This is a genomic window from Bacillus licheniformis DSM 13 = ATCC 14580 (assembly GCF_000011645.1).
GTDB lineage: Bacteria > Bacillota > Bacilli > Bacillales > Bacillaceae > Bacillus > Bacillus licheniformis.
In genome coordinates, this window is sequence record NC_006270.3 from 1,470,749 (window position 1) to 1,488,533 (window position 17,785).

Genomic DNA, 17,785 nt, shown 5'->3' on the forward strand with positions numbered 1-17,785 from the left:
CGCCAATAAAAAATGATATCCTCCTGTTCTTTTTAAGGAGGACTTCCCATTTTGCTCTTCAATTTTCTCGAATTGTGTTAAAATCATTTTTGTACGTTCTTTAGAACTTGAAATTATCAATCGTCAAAGGTTGTGGTCGATATCGAAGAGTTTATTTTATCAATGGCTGAGGCATTTAAAAGCCTCTCGTATTTAGGCATTTTCCTGGCGCTGTGCATCGAATTCGTGCCGGCTGAGATCGTTCTGCCGCTTGCCGGATACTGGGTGTATCAAGGAGATATGTCGATGTTCGGGGTCGTTGCAGCAGGTTCACTGGGAGGTGTCGCAGGCCCTCTGACGCTTTACTGGCTCGGGAGGTACGGGGGGCGGCCGTTTTTGGAACGCTACGGCAAATACTTCTTTATCAAGCCTGAAGCGCTTGAAAAATCGGACAGGTTTTTTGAAAAGCACGGCGGGTTTGTCGCATTCAGCGGCCGTTTTATACCTGGAATCAGAACGCTGATTTCCATTCCGTGCGGACTCGCGAAAATGAATGTGTGGGTATTTTGTATTTATACATTCCTCGCGATCACGCCGATTACGTTCGTCTATGTCTATTTAGGCTTTTACCTCGGCGAAAACTGGAGCAAGGTCGGCAGCCTATTGGACGGATACCTTCTTCCGGTCGGCATCGGGTTCATCGTTTTGTTCGTTCTTTACCTTTGGTTGAAGGGCAGGCGGAACAAAATCAAATCGCAAAGCGTTTCAGCCTTTATAAATAAAAATAAGGATTGACAGCCGTGCGCATATGAGGTTAATATTATCTTATAATTCAATATTTTCTTTTATCCCAAAGGGGAGTAGCGTCCGGATGTTTAACCGGAAACAAAGTCGTCAGTTCATGGATCTTCATCCATCGGCTTTGTTGGCATGTTTTAATTAATGATAACCATGTCTAGCAAGACCTTTGCCTAATGTTGGCAGAGGTCTTTTTTGTTTTCTGAAAATACCCTGCCGCATTAGCGGGAATAAGAGAAAGAGACAATCACTTAGGAGGAATTACAAAATGGATGCAGCATTATTACTTGAATATGGTTGGGTTCTTCTCATCCTAGTCGGGCTGGAAGGCATTTTGGCCGCGGACAATGCCCTCGTCATGGCGGTCATGGTTAAACACTTGCCTGAAAAAGACAGAAAAAAAGCGCTCTTCTACGGGTTGGCCGGCGCGTTTGTGATGAGGTTCGGCGCTTTGTTTGCGATCTCTTTCCTTGTCAATGTCTGGCAGTTGCAGGCGATCGGCGCCGTTTATCTGCTTTACATTTCCGTCCATCATATTTTGAAAACCCACGTTTTCAAAAAGGACGAAAAAGTGAAGGAGACGAAGCAAAGCGGTTTTTGGCCGACGGTTATCAAAGTTGAACTGGCAGACATCGCTTTTGCCGTCGACTCGATTTTAGCTGCGGTTGCGCTGGCTGTCACACTTCCGGCGACAAACCTGCCGCAAATCGGCGGGCTTGACGGCGGACAGTTCATGGTAATTTTAGCCGGCGGGATCATCGGATTGATTATTATGCGCTTTGCTGCAAGTCAATTTGTGAACTTGTTAAAGAAACGTCCGAGCCTGGAAACGGCTGCTTTTCTGATTGTCGGCTGGGTTGGTGTGAAACTGACGCTCTATACGCTCGCACACCCGCAAATCAATATCGTCTCTGAACATTTTATTCATTCAGGTACTTGGAAGTTCATCTTCTGGGCGGTGCTGATCGCCATTGCGCTCGGGGGATGGTTTATGACAAATCCGAACAAACACGAGAATAAAGCTGCTGAGGAGTAAACAGCTTTTCCCAGACTGCCGGTCTTTCACCGGCGGTCTTTTTTTGCCCGCACGAGGAAGAGCCGGGGAAGATGGCCCTAGATCAATCGAAATAAGATTTCATTTTATTAACAGCCATGTTACAAAAACGGCGGGAAAACCCCCTTAATCGTCAAACAGATCACGAATTGTTCTAGGAGATCAAACAAATGACTGTCACAATTGAAAAATTAGAAATGAATACCGCGTTTTCTCCTTTGCGAATCCCTATCAAATTAGCTATCATTAATGAGTAGTATAGGGAGGAACTGAGGTGAAACCAGTGCTTAGCCTTTTGTTTAAGACAGGAAAAAGGAAACAATCATTAGAAGAGTCTGTAATAAGCATACAAAAAGGAAATCAGCAGTTGCAAAACGAGCTTATCGATCAATATAAGCCTTTTGTGGCTAAAACGGTTTCATCCGTGTGCAAACGATATATAGATGAAAAAGATGATGAATTCAGCATCGGCTTGATTGCATTCAATGAAGCCATTGAAAAATATTCTTCAGATAAAGGAAATTCTCTGCTTGCATTTGCAGAGCTGATCATTAAGCGCAAAGTCATTGATTATATCAGAAAAGAAGCGAGAAATGCCCAGAACATCAATATGGACATGCAAGAAGGAGAAGAACAGGAATCCTCCCAAAGCATGATTGAAGCGGAGCTTTCCATTCATGAATTCAACCGCATGCTCGAACAGGAGCAAAGGCGGGAGGAGATTCTCCATTTTAAAGAAAGGCTTAAAAGTTTTGGCCTGTCTTTTTCCGATTTGCTGGAGCATTCCCCGAAACATACGGATGCAAGGCAAAACGCCATCAAAGTGGCATATACGCTTGTCGAACATGAAGAATTAAAAAAGATCTTGTTTGAAAAGAAGCAGCTTCCCGTCAAACAGCTTGAAAAGCTTGTGGCTGTCAGCAGAAAAACCGTAGAGAGAAACCGCAAATATATCATCGCTATGGCGATCATTATAACGGGCGATTATGTTTACCTTAAAGATTATCTAAAAGGGGTGCTCAATTCATGAGAAGAGGAATTATTGTAGAAAAAAATAAAAAATTCGTCACATTGCTAACCCCTGACGGACAATTTTTAAAAGCAAAGAGCACAGAGGAAGATTATGAAATCGGTCAGGAAATTGCTTTTCCCGCGGAGACGAGAATGTCGAGAAGGCGTGCGGGCTTTTTTGATCTGCTTTCGCTCCGTCCGCTGAAAGCCGGCGTTTTTTCAATCGCCGCGATCATGCTGCTCGCTTTCATGATCATCCCTGATGTTTTAAACAATAAAGCATACGCCTACATGACGATCGATATCAACCCAAGCTTTGAATTGACGCTCAACAAAAACTGTGAAGTTATCGATTTGGTGCCGCTGAACGAGGATGGGAAGGCCTTAATGGATAGTATAAAAAATTGGGAAAAGTCTGACTTTAAAGAAGTGATCAGTGAAATTGTCGAAGACAGCGATAAGAGCGGTTATGTCACCGAATCAAAAGAAGTGCTTATCGCCACAGTATACGAAAACAATGAAGATGACACGTATAAGGCGACGGTAAAAAGCGAAATCGATGATGTAGCGAAAAAATACGAGCAGCAGAATTATAAGATGGAAGCGGTGGAATCAGACCTTGATACGCGTGCAAAAGCCCAAAAAGAAGGCATCTCAACAGGCCGTTATATCCGTTCCCACAAAGATGAATTAGAAGACAAAAACAAAGATGATGACAATGAAAATAAAAAAGATGATCAAAATCAGGAAGAAAACACAGGAGAAAAGGAGAAAGCTGTGAAAGAAGAAGATCAGCCGGAACAGCATACGGATGATAAAGAAGCAGATACGGAAGATCATCCGGACGGCGAAAAACCTTCAGATGAAGATCAGTCTCAACCTGATCAAGAAATGGAAAAAGAAAAGGAGTCAAATTCCCCTAATACCAAAAACCCTCAGGAACATAACCATAATGACAAAGACGGTCAGCAGACGGAGGAAGGAACGCCAAAAAGCGGTTCCGGTTCAAATCAAGAGAGCTCTAAATCACCTCCTTACCAAAAGGAGAAAAAGCCTTCTGACCAAACGAATAAACAAGAATATCCGCCGAGCGGGCCCGGCGAATAATCCATAGGGTATTTATTTGTCATTATGCCCATTCAATTGAGCTTGTGCCTGCTGTACAAGTCGTTTTGTCATTTCCCCGCCTACAGATCCGTTTGAGCGAGCGACCGAGTCCGAGCCGAGCTGGACGCCGAACTCTTGGGCGATTTCGTATTTGAACTGGTCTAAAACCTGCTCTGCCCCGGGAACGAGGAGCTTATTCGTTCTTGCCATGCATTCTCAACTCCTTTTTCAATTGGTACTGCTTGTTTAGTTTGATTTGGACTGAGGCTTTTTATGCTGGCAATTGTTGAAGGGCAAAAAAACGCCTGGCAATTGGCAAGCCAGGCGCGCCGGTCGGCGATTATTTCATTTCATATTTTAAGAAGACGCTGTCAATCATGGAATGTGCGGTCGCCTGAATGTGCGAAGCGATGACGGACAGCACAGTGACTGCGGTGATGTCTCTCGCTTTGTTCCATTCGGGATCGGCCAGATCTTTATAAAAATCGCGGAGCTGTCCAGTCTGCTCAATGACGATTTTTTCAAGCGCCGATTTATTGAGCGTATAGTCTTTGATCTGGTACACATGATCAAGGACCCGCGCATACCCTTCATAAAAGCGCAGCGGACTCACTACATCATCGGAGCGGTCTGTAATCGTATTAAAAATCGTTGTTAAGATCGGACGGATCGTTTCGAAGTCATAAACCGATTTTAAGTCTCGTACAATGAGAAGGATGACGGCTTGGTCGATGGAATATTTTTTGCCGAGTTCCGGATGCCCCATCAAATCTTTTATATCGCGTTTGATCCAGTTTTGGATGGCTGTCGATTTTAAGGATGTCAGTTCGCACAAATTTCCAAGTTCAACAATTTCATTTGTGGAAAGTCCGTGTTCCGTTTTTTGTTTTTTCCGTTCGTACCGGGCAATGAATTCGGGGATGTCCAAATTGTCTTCCGGCTCATCGGGCGCCAAATCGGCCGATCTCAAAAGAATCGCTAGCGGACTGACATCCAGCTGCCCTTTTAAAGCGTACATCAGTTTGGCCATTTCCAGGCGAGTCAGTTTAAAAGGTTTCATCATTCCACCTCATTATGTATTAAAATGAAATAGCAAACAATATAAACATTATCTTACGTCTTATCACTTGCATTTTCAATTCTATGCCGTATAATTTTATTATACGAGTTCATTTGATCTTATTATAACATGGAGGTAATCATGGGAAAAAGAATCTTTCTCTTTCTTTTATCGAACATCTTAGTCATTACGACGATCGGTATCGTGCTTTCGATTATCGGTTCGCTGACAGGGGTAGGCACGTATTTCACGGCTAACGGCGGCATCGATATTGTTGCGCTTCTCGTATTTAGTGCAGTTGTCGGTTTTGTCGGCTCCTTTATGTCGCTCTTGATGTCAAGATGGATGGCGAAAATGGCGATGGGCGTTCAGGTGCTGAATCCTGATAAGCAAACGCTCAGCTATGAAGAACAGCAGCTCGTTGACCGGGTATATAAGCTGTCCCGCGCTGCCGGACTGACAAAGATGCCTGAAGTCGGCATCTACAATTCACGCGAAGTGAATGCCTTTGCGACCGGGCCGTCTAAAAACCGCTCGCTTGTCGCTGTATCGACGGGCCTTCTTCAGGAAATGGATGACGACGCAGTGGAAGGCGTACTTGCCCACGAAGTGGCGCATATTGCAAACGGCGATATGGTGACGATGACGCTCCTTCAAGGAATCGTCAATACGTTCGTTGTTTTCTTCGCAAGGATTGCGGCATGGGCTGTTTCACGCGTTGTCCGTGAAGAGCTGGCGCCGATCGTTCACTTTATCGCGGTCATCGTATTCCAAATTGTGTTCTCTATTCTCGGAAGCCTTGTCGTGTTTGCGTACTCCCGCCACCGCGAATATCATGCGGATAGAGGAGGAGCAGACCTTGCAGGCAAGGATAAGATGATTCACGCGCTCCGCTCGCTTGAGCAGTACACTTCAAGAGTCAAAGAAGAACAGGCATCTGTTGCAACTTTAAAAATCAACGGGAAAAAGCATACATCGCTTTTCTCAACACACCCTGATTTAAGCGACAGAATCCGCCGTCTGGAAGCAAAATAATAAAGATGCAAACCCCCTTTTTCAAGGGGGTTTGCTTTTTAAATTTAAAAATCGAAAAGCGGCTGTACATAATAGCATGTTTCCTTTAAAATGGAACACGTTATACACAAGAAGCAACTTTTGAATATTGAAAAGAAGGAACGATTATGAAGGTTTTATTGAGAAAACTACTGCGCGTGCTGTCTCCTGTACAGCTGATCGCGCTCTATTATTTTTTAGCGGTGACAGTTTCGGTTGTTTTATTGAGTCTGCCCGTTGCACACAAAAATAATGTTGAATGGTCTTTTATCGACGCCCTTTTTACCGCGGTGAGCGCAGTGAGTGTAACCGGTTTGACGGTTGTTGATACAGCCGATACATTCAGCACGGCCGGAATTTGGATTTTGGCGTTTGTTCTGCAATTTGGCGGGATCGGCGTGATGGCTTTGGGTACATTCGTCTGGCTGATTTTCGGCAAGCGGATCGGTTTGAAAGAGCGCCGTCTGATTATGACCGATCAAAATCAATCCAACTTATCGGGCCTCGTCAAGCTGATGAAGCACGTGCTCGGCTTAATCCTGCTGATCGAGCTGTTTGGCGGGCTGATTCTCGGCACTTATTTCTTAAAGTACTTTGAGACACCTGGAGAAGCCTTTATGCACGGATTTTTTACAAGCATCAGTGCAACGACCAACGGAGGTTTCGACATTACAGGCAACTCGCTGATTCCGTTTCAGCATGATTATTTCGTTCAGTTTATCGTGATGATGCTGATCATTCTTGGAGCGATCGGTTTTCCGGTCCTCATCGAGGTAAAGGATTTTCTGCTCAGCAAAGAGCGTAAATTCTCTTTCAGCCTGTTTACTAAATTGACATCAGTAACTTTTTTCCTTTTAGTAATTGGAGGTGCGATCGGCATATTTGCCATGGAAGCGCGCTTTGCTTTTTCAGGGAAATCGTGGCACGAGGTATTTTTCTTTTCTCTGTTTCAGTCGACGACGACCAGGAGCGGCGGACTCGCGACGATCGATATCAGCCAATTCACGCATACGACCATTTTGTTTATGTGTATGCTTATGTTTATCGGCGCTTCGCCAAGCTCTGTCGGAGGGGGCATCCGGACAACGACCTTTGCCTTAAACCTGTTGGCCCTGTTCCACTTCGCGAGGGGAAATAAATCGGTGAAGGTTTTCAAAAGGGAACTGCACCAAGCGGACTTGATGAAATCATTGATTGTAACGCTGATGGCGGTTATTCTTGTTTTCGTCTCGACACTCATTTTGACAGTGACAGAAAAGCATTCTTTGCTTGAACTGCTGTTTGAAGTGTGTTCGGCCTTCGGTACGACGGGCTTGTCGATGGGCATCACCCCAGATTTGAGCACGATTGGCAAAAGCGTCATCATCCTTCTGATGTTCATTGGCCGAATCGGCATTGTCACGCTGCTTTATTTATTCGGCAGAAAAGAAATCGAAGCGAATTACCATTACCCGAAGGAAAGGATCATTATCGGATAAGAAAGACAGTTTAGTCAAACTGTCTTTTTTTATGATCATAAAGTCGGTCGCTGTATTTATTTGTATGATATAATGCTTAAATGGCGGACTTGAAAAAAAGGGGGAAACAACGATGAAAAAGAGAGTCATCCATTTGTTTATAGCCGCCGGATTTCTATTGCTCGCCGGAGCCTGTTCTAACGAGCCGACAGCAAAAGAAAGCATGGACCAATATGTAGACAAATGGAACGAGCAAAAATTTGAAGAAATGTATGAACAGCTGTCGGCTGAAGCGCAAAAATCGATTTCAAAAGACGATTTCATCAAGCGTAATCAATCTATTTATGAACAGATTGGAGTTTCCGATTTGAAGGTTTCAACCGTCGACAACGATGAAGATGAAAAAAATAAAGAGAAAAATGATTCGGTGACGATACCGTATAAAGTCAGCATGAAGACATTGGCCGGTCCGGTTTCTTTTCAAGGCAAGGCAAAGCTTGTCAAAGAAAAAAAAGACGGAGACACTTCATGGAAGGTCAACTGGAACCAATCCTTTATTTTTTCACAGCTGAAGAAAGGGGAGACCATCCGGATTACCGCCAAGGAGCCAACTAGAGGCATCATTTATGACAGAAACGGAAAGGCGCTCGCTACGAATGCGACAGTGCCTGAAATCGGCGTCGTTCCGGGGCAGCTCGGAGATGATAAAGACGGTGTCATCAAAAAGCTCGCGAACATGCTTGATATGGAAAAAGAAGACATAGAAAAACAGCTGTCCGCAAGCTGGGTGACGGACGATTCATTCGTTCCCCTGAAAAAAGTGAAGCCTGGCAGCACCGAGCTTCTCAAAAAAGCGACCTCTCTCCCCGGGGTTTTGAAGCAGGATACGCAGTCAAGATACTATCCTTACGGTGAAAAAGCCGCACATCTTACCGGTTACATACGGCCGATTACCGAAGAGGAATTAAAACAGAATAAAGAAGGCTACAGCGAGCATTCACTGCTCGGAATCGTCGGTCTCGAACATATTTATGAAAAAGAGCTCAGAGGAGAAATCGGCTGGACGATTTCGATCCCTGAATCAGGCGCGACGGTTGCGTCAAAGGATGCAAAAGACGGAAAAGACATCCACACCACGATCGACATTAAGAAACAGGAAGAACTGTACAGCCAGTTAAAAGATGACTCCGGCGCTGCCGTTGCTTTAGAACCGCAGACTGGAGAAACGCTGGCGCTTGTCAGCGCGCCTTCATATGATCCGAACGGGTTTTTGTTCGGCTGGAAAAAAGGAGAATGGGAAAAGCTCAACAAAGATGCGTCTGCGCCATTCACCTCTAAATTTAATAAAACTTATGCTCCGGGTTCAACGATCAAACCGATCACCGCTTCAATCGGTCTGAAAAATGATGCGATCAAAGCGGATGAACCTAAGAAGATCGAAGGGAAGGAATGGCAGAAAGATTCGTCATGGGGCGGATATAAAGTCACACGGGTTTCCGATCGACTAAGCGACGTCAACTTGGAAAACGCGCTGATCACATCCGACAACATTTATTTCGCCCAGACTGCCCTTGATACAGGCAAGGATCAATTTGTCGAAGGCCTGAAATCATTCGGCTTTGAGGAAAAGCTTGATTATGAATTCCCGACGAAGTCTTCCTCCATATCAAACGAAGGAATCGACTCGGATATTCTCCTTGCCGATTCAGGATACGGACAGGGGCAAATGCTGATGTCGCCGATACACCTTGCGGCAAGCTATACGCCTTTCTTGAATGACGGTAATCTGATCAAGCCGCACCTGATCAAAAAGGACGGCGAAGAGAAAGAAATATGGCATAAAAACGTACTGCCCACAGGCGGAGCAGAAGCGATTACAAAAGGGTTAAAAGGCGTTGTAGAAGACCCGCGCGGCTCGGCTTACAAGCCGGTTGTCAAAGGGCTTACGATCGCAGGGAAAACGGGAACGGCCGAACTGAAAACGAAAAAAGACGAAAAAGGCAAAGAAAACGGCTGGTTCACCGCCTATGATTACAAAAACAAAAACCTTTTAATCACGATGATGATCGAGGATGTTTCAGACCGCGGCGGCAGCTCATACGTCGTTAATAAAGTGAAAAAAGTGTTTAAATAAGCACCCTTCAGGGTGCTTATTTTTTTGCCGAAAACTGGATGTGTGGAATGTGCCGAAACGGAAAGGATATGGATGAAACGACTAAAGAAAGGAATGTCATTATGAAAAGAAAAGTTGCCAGGAATGAAGCGGCTCTTAACAATAAAACGCCTGCTGAAAGCATGCATGATCATCAATACATGACCCAATATGACGCCGAAAACGGAGACAGGGGAGCCAACCGCAACTCGAAACACGGGAAGCAGGGAGAATCGCACCAATGAAAAAACACCAAAAAAGCAAGGATATGCAAAACCATAAAAAACCGATGAATCCCGATGTGCTTCAGGAGGAATTTTCGAACGAACTGGGCGATGTCAACGCCTTTAAATTTATCGATGTGATCGAGAACAATAAAAAGAAGAACAAAAAGGCGGACGGACAGAAGCGGGATAAAGATAAAGAATGAAACTGCAGAGCAAACGAGAAAGGTCCAAATCGGAAACGATTTGGACCTTCATTTATTTTAAATAAGGGTTATATCCGTTGTCTTTTTTCAACAGCCTTATTAAATTCGTCATTTTTAATTCGATGAACGGCTGGGCGACCGTTTTCACAAATCCGCTTGATAAGCAGAAGGTTAAAATTGCCGTGGCGATGAACAATAGCGTCAGACTCTGATAATCGGCAAGCCATTCTTCCGCGCCCGTCTTTCTGAACGACTTGATGATAAAGCCGTGCAGCAGGTAGACATAGAATGTGCGCGTTCCCCAGAGGGTAAAGAAATACCGCCTTTCAGGCACCAGCGCCATGAACGCGAAGGTTGAGGCAAATGTTATAACGAGAAGCGCCACCCGGTTTAACCCGCTTTTTATCCCGACATCGCCGAATTCCGAATAAGGCTTGGAACCGAACAGCCAGGAGTAATCGAAGTCTGCAAAAAAGTAGAAAACGAACGTTGCTGCTAAAACGGCTAGAGCCGCTTGCTTTCCTTTCCAGCCTTTCAGCATTTTAAAATGGTCTTTTTGCAAATAATAGCCCGCCAAAAAGACCGGAAAGAAAACAAACGTGCGGGACAGGCTGAGCGTGTTGCTGATCATGTCGATATACCCGACAAGAACGGCAATCGCAAAGCTTGCGGCAAACGCCCATTTCGCCGGCAGTTTTGTGAACGGAAACAACAGGAGATTCCAAAAAAACAAGCTCAGCAAAAACCAAAGCGACCATTGCGGTTCAAACGGATTTGCGGCAGTTAAGCTTTGATCATCGATAAAGGAATAAAACAGCGTATAGATTCCCTGGAAAATCAAATAGGGAACGATCAGCTTCCAGGCGATTTTTTTGACATATCCGGGCCGATTGAACCCTTTTGCAAAATAGCCTGATATGAGAATAAAAGCAGGCATATGAAACGTGTAAATAAATTTATAAATATGAAGCAGTGCATCATTGTCATGAATATAGGACCTGATTATATGTCCGAAGACGACGAGAAAAATCAATAGGAATTTTGCGTTGTCGAAATAGCTGTCGCGTGAATTCGCCATAACATCACCCTTTCGCAAACAATTTCAGGAGGCGCCGGTGCGGGAAGCGTCTGAACCCGGCTACATTCTTTCCGGAATGACGTCTTCAACCAGTCTTGCCTCATTTTAAAATTTTAAAATAGAAAGCATGTGTTTTCCTATGCATTAAGTCTTATTGTTAGGCCGATGTAATTGAACAGTAAGGAACTTTTATATCGTCATCTTCATGTAAAATAGGCGGAAAGGTTGTAAAAGTTTGAAACAAATGAAGGAAGATTTTCCGGTTTGTAGAATAATTGGAGGACAGGTTTTCAAGAAGGAGTGTAATAAATGGAGGAAACTCTTGATTTGAATGAATCCTTAAATCTGCAAAACCAGCTGAACAGACTGAGGAAAGAAAACGCCAAGCTGAAAGCGGATTTGTATCAGTATGAGCTGCTGTTTAACGGGACGCTGGACGCTATTTTTATATTGGATAAACAGATGAACATCATTAAGGCGAATGATGCCGCCTGCAAGATCCTGCAAAGCCAAAAAAAGAATTTGCTGAACCGGTCGGCGCTCGACTTCCTGCACGCCGTTCCGCCGGATGAACTAAACCAGAACATTCACCGCTTCTTGGAGCGGGGATATGCGAAAAAAGAAGTGGCCATCAGGCTTGACAACGGATCTGTCAAATATATCGAATTTACCGCAAGCAAAGGAATCGGTGAGGACTGCTTTTTTGTCGTCATGAGAGACATTTCGTCTAAAAAAATATTGGAGCGGGAGCGCACCATCAATGAAAAGCTGTTTAAAGATTTGTTTCACCGCGCGGTTGAAGGAATCGTCATCTTTGATAAACAAGGCTGTTTCATCGATGCAAACCATTCGTTTTGCCAGAGCTTCGAAATTGAAAAATCAGAGCTCTCAAAACTGAAGCTGTCTCAATTCGTATCGCCTGAAAACAAGGGGCGGCTCGATAAAATCTGGAACGCTCTTTTCAGAAGAGGGAAGGCAAAAGGGGAGCTTCCTGTCCGCCTCAGATCAGGAGAAGACAGGCTGTTTGAGCTGACGATAACCTCGAATATTTTAAATGGCTTTTACATGTCGATTATGAGGGATATTACCGAAAAGCGCTCAATGGAAAAACAGCTGTTTAAGAGCGAAGAACGCTTTAGGGAAGTCTTTGAAAATGCGATGGATGCCATCATTCTGATGAATAACGACGGCCGCATCGTCAAAGCGAACCAGTCGGCCTGCAAAATCTTCGAACTGCCGATGGACCAGCTGCTCAACAAGAAGATGACTGATTTTATAGATCGAACCGATCAGCGGTATCATGCCATTCAAAAGCAGTACGATCAAAAAGGGGAAATCCGGGCGGAACTGCTGTTTCGTATGGCAAACGGACAATATAAGGAGCTTGAGTTCACATCAAAACGGATTATGTTCGACAGCCAGGACTTAACCATTTTGAGAAATGTCAGCGACAGAAAACGAATGGAACAAGAATTGCGGGAAAGCGAATTGAAGTTCAGAAAAGTATTCAACGGATCAATGGACGGAATCGTTCTTTTCAACAACCAGTACGATATTATCGATGCGAACCCCCTTGCCGGAAAAATTCTCAGCATCCCTCTTGAACAGCTGAAAACGTCCAATCTTCTTGATGTCATCTCCGGCTATCACATCGAAAACGCGGCTTCTCCCGCTAAAACGATTTCCTTTGAAGAAATGGACAATGATATCCCATTCCTGCTGAGCGACCAAAAACGGATACTTGAATTTTCATTTAAGCGAAACATCATTCAAAATATGAATCTGGCGATGCTCAGAGACGTGACGGAACGAAAAGAGCTTGAAGAGCGGCTCCGCAAGTCTGATACCCTCCATGTCGTCGGAGAACTCGCAGCCGGAATTGCTCATGAAATCCGCAACCCGATGACGGCATTAAAAGGATTTATCCAGCTGCTGAAAGGCAGCATCCAAAATGAGGATCACGCGCTTTACTTTAATGTCATCACATCAGAGCTCAAAAGGATTGAATCCATTATTACGGAGTTTCTCATCCTTGCAAAACCGCAGGCGATTATGTATGAAGAAAAAAACATCGTCAAAATCATGCAGGACACAATGGATCTGCTGCATGCGCAGGCAAACCTTGACAACGTCCAGATGCATCTGAAGTGCGAAGACGGCATTCCGCTGATCTACTGCGAGCCGAATCAGCTGAAGCAGGTATTTATCAACATTTTGAAAAATGCGATCGAAGTAATGCCCGACGGAGGCAATGTATATGTGTCGATCAAACCGAAAGGAGACGACCATATCATTGTCTCGCTTGCTGACGAAGGAATCGGCATGACAGAAGACAAATTGAAGAGGCTCGGCGAACCTTTTTACACGACAAAAGAACGGGGCACTGGACTCGGGCTGATGGTCAGTTATAAAATTATTGAAGAACATAAAGGAAAAATCGAAGTTGAAAGTGAAGAAGGGAGAGGCACGACATTCCACCTGACTCTCCCGATCAGACAGCAGCATGAGGAGGAGGCTTAATCGCATCGTGGGCTTTTATATTGAAATGACCTCGCCTTTTGGACAAGCCTACATCGTCGAGGAAAATAACCATATTACACATTTGCTATTTGAAAAAGAAGAACTAAAACAGCTTCAACAAGACGGCCTGGAGCTTCGCCCGGCCGAAACGGAATTGTTGAAGGAGGCAAAGCGCCAGCTCGAAGAATATTTCCAGGGGGAGCGGAAAACGTTCACCCTTCCTCTCCGCCAGGATGGAACCCCGTTTCAGAAAAAGGTGTGGGAGGCGCTGCAGTCGATCCCGTACGGTGAATCACGGAGCTATTTAGACATCGCATGCGCCGTCGGGAATCCGAAAGCGGTGCGCGCAATCGGCCAAGCCAATAAAAGAAATGCGCTGCCGATTTTGATCCCGTGCCACCGTGTCATCGGCAAAAATCGTTCATTGACGGGGTATTCCGGAAATGAAACGGATAAAAAAGCGGTGCTGCTCGACATCGAAAATATTGCGTATAAAGGAAAATAATATACGAGCACGCCGTTTCTTTTTTTCGTCCGCGACATATAATTTTATTAAGTTAAAAATGTTGGCCTTGGTAAAAAAGGAGGACGAATAAGTGAAAACAAACCGCCCGAAAAAAATAGCAGGATACGCGGAATTGTTCGTCAAGCTGCACGTTTTGACCGAAGAGCAAAAGAAAGACATCATCAAATCGATTAAAATCCGCTAAAGCGGCCTAAGTAAGGGCTTCAGCGGAAAACAGCGCTTCGATTTCTTCTTCAAATCTATCTGTGATAATCCCTTTTTCCGTGATGATTCCAGAGATTAAATCGTGCGGCGTGATATCAAAAGCAGGATTGAACACAGGCACCTCTTGCGGCGCTATTTGCGTTCCGTTTATCCGTCTGACTTCATCCGGATCGCGTTCTTCAATCGGAATGTCGTCGCCGCATGAAATCGAGACATCAAAAGTTGACAGGGGAGCAGCGATAAAAAACGGGATTTGAAAGGCTTTGGCGAGGATTGCCAAGCCGAACGTTCCGATTTTATTGGCTGTATCTCCGTTTCTTGCGATCCTGTCCGCTCCGACAATGACGGCTGAAATGTTCTTTTCCTTCATCGTATGGGCAGCCATGCTGTCTGTAATCAGCGTCACGTCAATCCCCCCCTGCATAAGCTCCCACGCCGTCAGGCGCGCCCCCTGAAGAACAGGCCTTGTTTCACAGGCGTAAATATGAAGGTCGAGATCCTTTGTTTTGGCAAGGTAAAACGGGGAAAGGGCCGTTCCGTACCTGCTTGTCGCGATCGAGCCGGCGTTGCAGATGGTCATGATGCTGTCGCCCGATTTGAACAAATGCAGAGCATTCTGTCCGATCTGCCGGCATGTTTCTTCGTCTTCAACCTGGATCTGAATCGCTTCGTGGACGAGGTTTGTTTTTGCCTCATTGACCGATTTTGCGCCCTCTGCGCTTTTTAACAGCCGATTGAGGGCCCAGGATAAATTGACGGCTGTCGGCCTTGCCTGATTGAGTTCATCTTTGATTTTGCGGAGCTCCCGCAGAAAAGCGGAAACATCAGATGTATCGATGCTTTGTGCGCAAAGGGCGAGTCCGAAGGCGGCTGTTATGCCGATGGCAGGCGCTCCCCTCACTTTTAGCGTTTGGATCGCATCATAGATGTCTTCTTTAGTTGTGAGATGCAGGTACTCCGTCTTTTCGGGAAGCTTTTGCTGGTTCAGGATTTTTACCGATGTTTCTTCCCATTCGACAGAACGGGGCACCGCAAATTGTTCCGGCATGTCATTCACTCCTTAAGCGCGTTTCGAAACGCTTCAATCATGTCTTTTGGCGTCCGGAAACCGCTGCGTTTTTCTATGAATGCTGCGCCTATTTTAAGGGCGAGCTTTTTTTGGCTGATTCTCCGGGAAAATGGAACGATTGTATCAAGGTCCGCAACATGGGCGAGGCCGATCGTCCGGCGGATCATTTCGCAGCCGGCGAAGCCTGCTGCGTCTTCAAACGCCTGTCTCAGGACTGACTCAAGGCGCCCATTCTCATGTTTGCAAGTCTCAACAGCATCGTTTTCCCATGCTTCGCTGAATGTCCGGCTGAACGTATTCCAGACGGTCTCAACATGGCGGTATAAAGGAGCCCGCCTGTTTTCTTCGCGAGAAAGCGCGTTTAACAGCAGGTTGGCGATAAACTGTCCGATGTCAAACCCGATCGGGCCGAAAAACGCAAACTCAGGGTCGATGATTTTCGTTTCGCCATCTTCACCGGCGAAAATGCTGCCTGTATGCAGGTCTCCGTGGATCAGCGTTTCCTCCGCTGATAAAAAGCGCTGCTTCAGTTTTGCCGCTTCAATTTTTAGCGCTTCATTGCCCCAAAGAACTTCTGCTTCATCGCGAAGCTCTTCTTCGAAATCGTTCGTCTCATGGTCAAAGAAAGGGTCTGTGAACACAAGGCTTTCTGTAATATCGCACAGATCCGGATTCGTAAACTGCTTCACAAGCCGCTCTTTAACCGTTGGGTCAAGCGCATATTCTGATGAGTAAAAATGCGTTTTTCCAAGGAATTCTCCGATATCTTCCGACAGATGCGGGTAATCCTTCCCGTCAATCAGTCCGTTTCTGGCGATTTCCAAGTGAGAAAGGTCTTCCAATACGGTGACGGCAAGCTCGGTGTCAGAATAGTACACTTTCGGAACAAGGTGCGGAACGTGCTCAGCCTGGCGGATCAGCGCACTGCTTTCGATTCTTGCCCTGTCAAGCGTCAGCGGCCAGCTTTCGCCGACGACTTTTGCATAAGGCACCGCCTGCTTGATGACCAATCCTCTTTGCTGCTCTTTGTCATAAACGCGGAAGACCAGATTCAGGTTTCCGTCCCCGATCTCTCGGCATGTCAGGGTGCTTTTGCTTGGAAAAAGCCCGAGACGGACGGCAAGCGCGGCCGCGGAGCTTTCAGTCAAAGTTTCGTATGCTGCGGTTTTTGTTACGGTCATGTGTGATTCCCCCTAAAATGTCGTTAACAAATAAAAAAACCTCTTTCTCGTCGAGAGAAAGAGGCTGATTTGTCGCGTACGCCTCTCTTATCTCTCAGAATTCAAAGTCTGATGGAATTAGCACCGTGCCCTAGCGGCGCAGAGATTCGCGCCCCATTTCACAATGGTATTACGGTCGGTTGCTGTTGGGATCATTAGGCCAGTCCTTCACCCAACTCTCGATAAGAGAAATCAATATAAAATTTTGAAATTTCAGTTCGGTCAGTTGCTGAACATGTTACCAGCATCTCCGTTTTCTTGTCAACATTTTTTTAATATAAATCTTTGCGAATGTCCTCAAAAACCGGAATTTGCCCCCGCGCTTTTTCAATGTCCCTTAGGTCGATTTCGGCCCTGATGACCGCTTCTCCGCGTCCTGCTTCAGCAAGGGTGCGGCCGAGCGGATCAATGACTGTGCTGTGGCCCGCAAATTCGTTTGCCGGGTCTTTTCCCGAACGATTGCAGGCTGCGACAAAGCACTGATTTTCAATCGCTCTGGCTTTTAAAAGGCTTTGCCAGTGATCGAGGCGGGCGAGCGGCCACTCCGCCGATACAAAGATGATGCCCGCACCTTCGCTCGTATGTTTTCTGATCCATTCCGGGAAACGGATGTCGTAGCAGATGAACCCCGCAGCCGGCATCCCTTCAAGCTCGAAGCGCCCGTCGCCTGAGCCCGCTGACAAATAGAGGTGTTCGTCCATCAGCTGAAAAAGGTGAGCTTTGCTGTATTCTTTGATCAAATGTCCGTTTTTGTCTGCGATGTACATGATATTGTACACACCGCTTTTTTTCTTGACTGCGACTGAGCCGCATACGATATGGATGCGGTTTGCTTTTGCCGTTTCCTGCAGCCATCTCTTCGTTTGCCTGCCTTCTTCATCCGCGATGGAGCCGAGATTTTTTAAATCATAACCCGTCGTCCACAGCTCAGGAAGGAGAAGGATATCCGCCTTCCGGCTTTCCTGCTCGATCAGCTGCTCCGCTTTTTTGAAATTTTCAGAAGGATTGCCGTACGCGATATCGAATTGCAGGCATGAAATTGTCAGCTTCACTCTGGATCACCTCAT

Annotated in this window: 18 protein-coding genes and 1 riboswitch; of the genes, 12 read left to right on the plus strand and 6 right to left on the minus strand. The window is 45.6% G+C overall.

Annotated elements, in window-relative coordinates:
• Nucleotides 1-132 precede the first annotated feature (132 nt).
• From TRNA_RS28940 to TRNA_RS28955, 4 genes are all read left to right on the plus strand, one after another.
• Nucleotides 133-774, plus strand: a complete 642-nt coding sequence (locus TRNA_RS28940; protein ID WP_003181037.1) for a DedA family protein — start codon at nucleotides 133-135, stop codon at nucleotides 772-774.
• 271 nt (nucleotides 775-1,045) lie between these two features.
• Nucleotides 1,046-1,813 (plus strand): TerC family protein, encoded by a 768-nt coding sequence (locus TRNA_RS28945; RefSeq protein WP_003181039.1) that lies wholly within the window; start codon nucleotides 1,046-1,048, stop codon nucleotides 1,811-1,813.
• Between the two features lie 292 nt (nucleotides 1,814-2,105).
• Nucleotides 2,106-2,861, plus strand: coding sequence for an RNA polymerase sigma factor SigI (sigI, locus tag TRNA_RS28950; protein ID WP_009328616.1), 756 nt, complete (start codon nucleotides 2,106-2,108; stop codon nucleotides 2,859-2,861).
• Nucleotides 2,858-3,949, plus strand: a complete 1,092-nt coding sequence (locus TRNA_RS28955) for an anti-sigma factor domain-containing protein (protein WP_003181042.1) — start codon at nucleotides 2,858-2,860, stop codon at nucleotides 3,947-3,949. Before sigI ends, TRNA_RS28955 begins: the two co-directional genes overlap by 4 nt.
• Before the next feature lie 12 nt (nucleotides 3,950-3,961).
• On the opposite strand, the gene TRNA_RS28960 is transcribed toward TRNA_RS28955, so the two are convergent.
• Both TRNA_RS28960 and TRNA_RS28965 read right to left on the minus strand, forming a co-directional pair.
• On the minus strand, nucleotides 3,962-4,159 hold the full coding sequence (locus TRNA_RS28960; RefSeq protein ID WP_003181044.1) for an alpha/beta-type small acid-soluble spore protein: 198 nt from the start codon (nucleotides 4,157-4,159) through the stop codon (nucleotides 3,962-3,964).
• Nucleotides 4,160-4,289: 130 nt separating this feature from the next.
• On the minus strand, nucleotides 4,290-5,009 hold the full coding sequence (locus TRNA_RS28965; protein ID WP_011197887.1) for a DUF1836 domain-containing protein: 720 nt from the start codon (nucleotides 5,007-5,009) through the stop codon (nucleotides 4,290-4,292).
• A 141-nt stretch (nucleotides 5,010-5,150) separates the two neighbouring features.
• Between TRNA_RS28965 and htpX the strand changes: the two genes are divergently transcribed.
• From htpX to TRNA_RS28990, 5 genes are all read left to right on the plus strand, one after another.
• Nucleotides 5,151-6,044: a protease HtpX gene (gene htpX, locus TRNA_RS28970; protein ID WP_003181048.1), complete on the plus strand. Its 894-nt coding sequence runs from the start codon at nucleotides 5,151-5,153 to the stop codon at nucleotides 6,042-6,044.
• Between the two features lie 146 nt (nucleotides 6,045-6,190).
• Complete coding sequence (locus TRNA_RS28975; RefSeq protein WP_003181050.1) at nucleotides 6,191-7,540, plus strand: TrkH family potassium uptake protein; 1,350 nt, start codon at nucleotides 6,191-6,193, stop codon at nucleotides 7,538-7,540.
• 112 nt (nucleotides 7,541-7,652) lie between these two features.
• On the plus strand, nucleotides 7,653-9,653 hold the full coding sequence (locus tag TRNA_RS28980) for a penicillin-binding transpeptidase domain-containing protein (protein ID WP_009328614.1): 2,001 nt from the start codon (nucleotides 7,653-7,655) through the stop codon (nucleotides 9,651-9,653).
• Between the two features lie 101 nt (nucleotides 9,654-9,754).
• Entirely contained in the window at nucleotides 9,755-9,916 is a 162-nt protein-coding gene (locus tag TRNA_RS28985) for a hypothetical protein (protein ID WP_011197888.1), read from the plus strand.
• Nucleotides 9,913-10,101: a hypothetical protein gene (locus TRNA_RS28990; protein WP_003181056.1), complete on the plus strand. Its 189-nt coding sequence runs from the start codon at nucleotides 9,913-9,915 to the stop codon at nucleotides 10,099-10,101. Before TRNA_RS28985 ends, TRNA_RS28990 begins: the two co-directional genes overlap by 4 nt.
• 52 nt (nucleotides 10,102-10,153) lie before the next feature.
• Here the strand turns inward: TRNA_RS28990 and TRNA_RS28995 are convergent, their stop codons facing one another.
• Nucleotides 10,154-11,179, minus strand: a complete 1,026-nt coding sequence (locus TRNA_RS28995; RefSeq protein ID WP_003181058.1) for an acyltransferase family protein — start codon at nucleotides 11,177-11,179, stop codon at nucleotides 10,154-10,156.
• Between the two features lie 309 nt (nucleotides 11,180-11,488).
• Here TRNA_RS28995 and TRNA_RS29000 point away from each other — a divergent pair, with 309 nt between their 5' ends.
• The 3 genes from TRNA_RS29000 (at nucleotide 11,489) to TRNA_RS44095 (ending at nucleotide 14,409) form a co-directional block, all read left to right on the plus strand.
• A complete protein-coding gene (locus TRNA_RS29000; RefSeq protein WP_011197889.1) occupies nucleotides 11,489-13,699 on the plus strand; it encodes a PAS domain-containing sensor histidine kinase in 2,211 nt (736 codons plus the stop codon).
• Nucleotides 13,700-13,706: 7 nt separating this feature from the next.
• Nucleotides 13,707-14,204 (plus strand): methylated-DNA--[protein]-cysteine S-methyltransferase, encoded by a 498-nt coding sequence (locus TRNA_RS29005; protein ID WP_003181061.1) that lies wholly within the window; start codon nucleotides 13,707-13,709, stop codon nucleotides 14,202-14,204.
• A gap of 91 nt (nucleotides 14,205-14,295) precedes the next feature.
• Nucleotides 14,296-14,409, plus strand: a complete 114-nt coding sequence (locus TRNA_RS44095) for a hypothetical protein (protein ID WP_003181063.1) — start codon at nucleotides 14,296-14,298, stop codon at nucleotides 14,407-14,409.
• 6 nt (nucleotides 14,410-14,415) lie between these two features.
• Here TRNA_RS44095 and mtnA read toward each other — a convergent pair whose 3' ends face one another.
• From mtnA to TRNA_RS29020, 3 genes are all read right to left on the minus strand, one after another.
• A complete protein-coding gene (gene mtnA / locus TRNA_RS29010; protein WP_009328612.1) occupies nucleotides 14,416-15,477 on the minus strand; it encodes an S-methyl-5-thioribose-1-phosphate isomerase in 1,062 nt (353 codons plus the stop codon).
• Nucleotides 15,478-15,482: 5 nt separating this feature from the next.
• Nucleotides 15,483-16,679, minus strand: coding sequence for an S-methyl-5-thioribose kinase (mtnK, locus tag TRNA_RS29015; protein WP_003181068.1), 1,197 nt, complete (start codon nucleotides 16,677-16,679; stop codon nucleotides 15,483-15,485).
• A gap of 84 nt (nucleotides 16,680-16,763) precedes the next feature.
• A riboswitch (SAM riboswitch) is annotated at nucleotides 16,764-16,907 on the minus strand.
• 83 nt (nucleotides 16,908-16,990) lie between these two features.
• A complete protein-coding gene (locus TRNA_RS29020) occupies nucleotides 16,991-17,770 on the minus strand; it encodes a carbon-nitrogen family hydrolase (protein ID WP_003181070.1) in 780 nt (259 codons plus the stop codon).
• Nucleotides 17,771-17,785 lie beyond the last annotated feature (15 nt).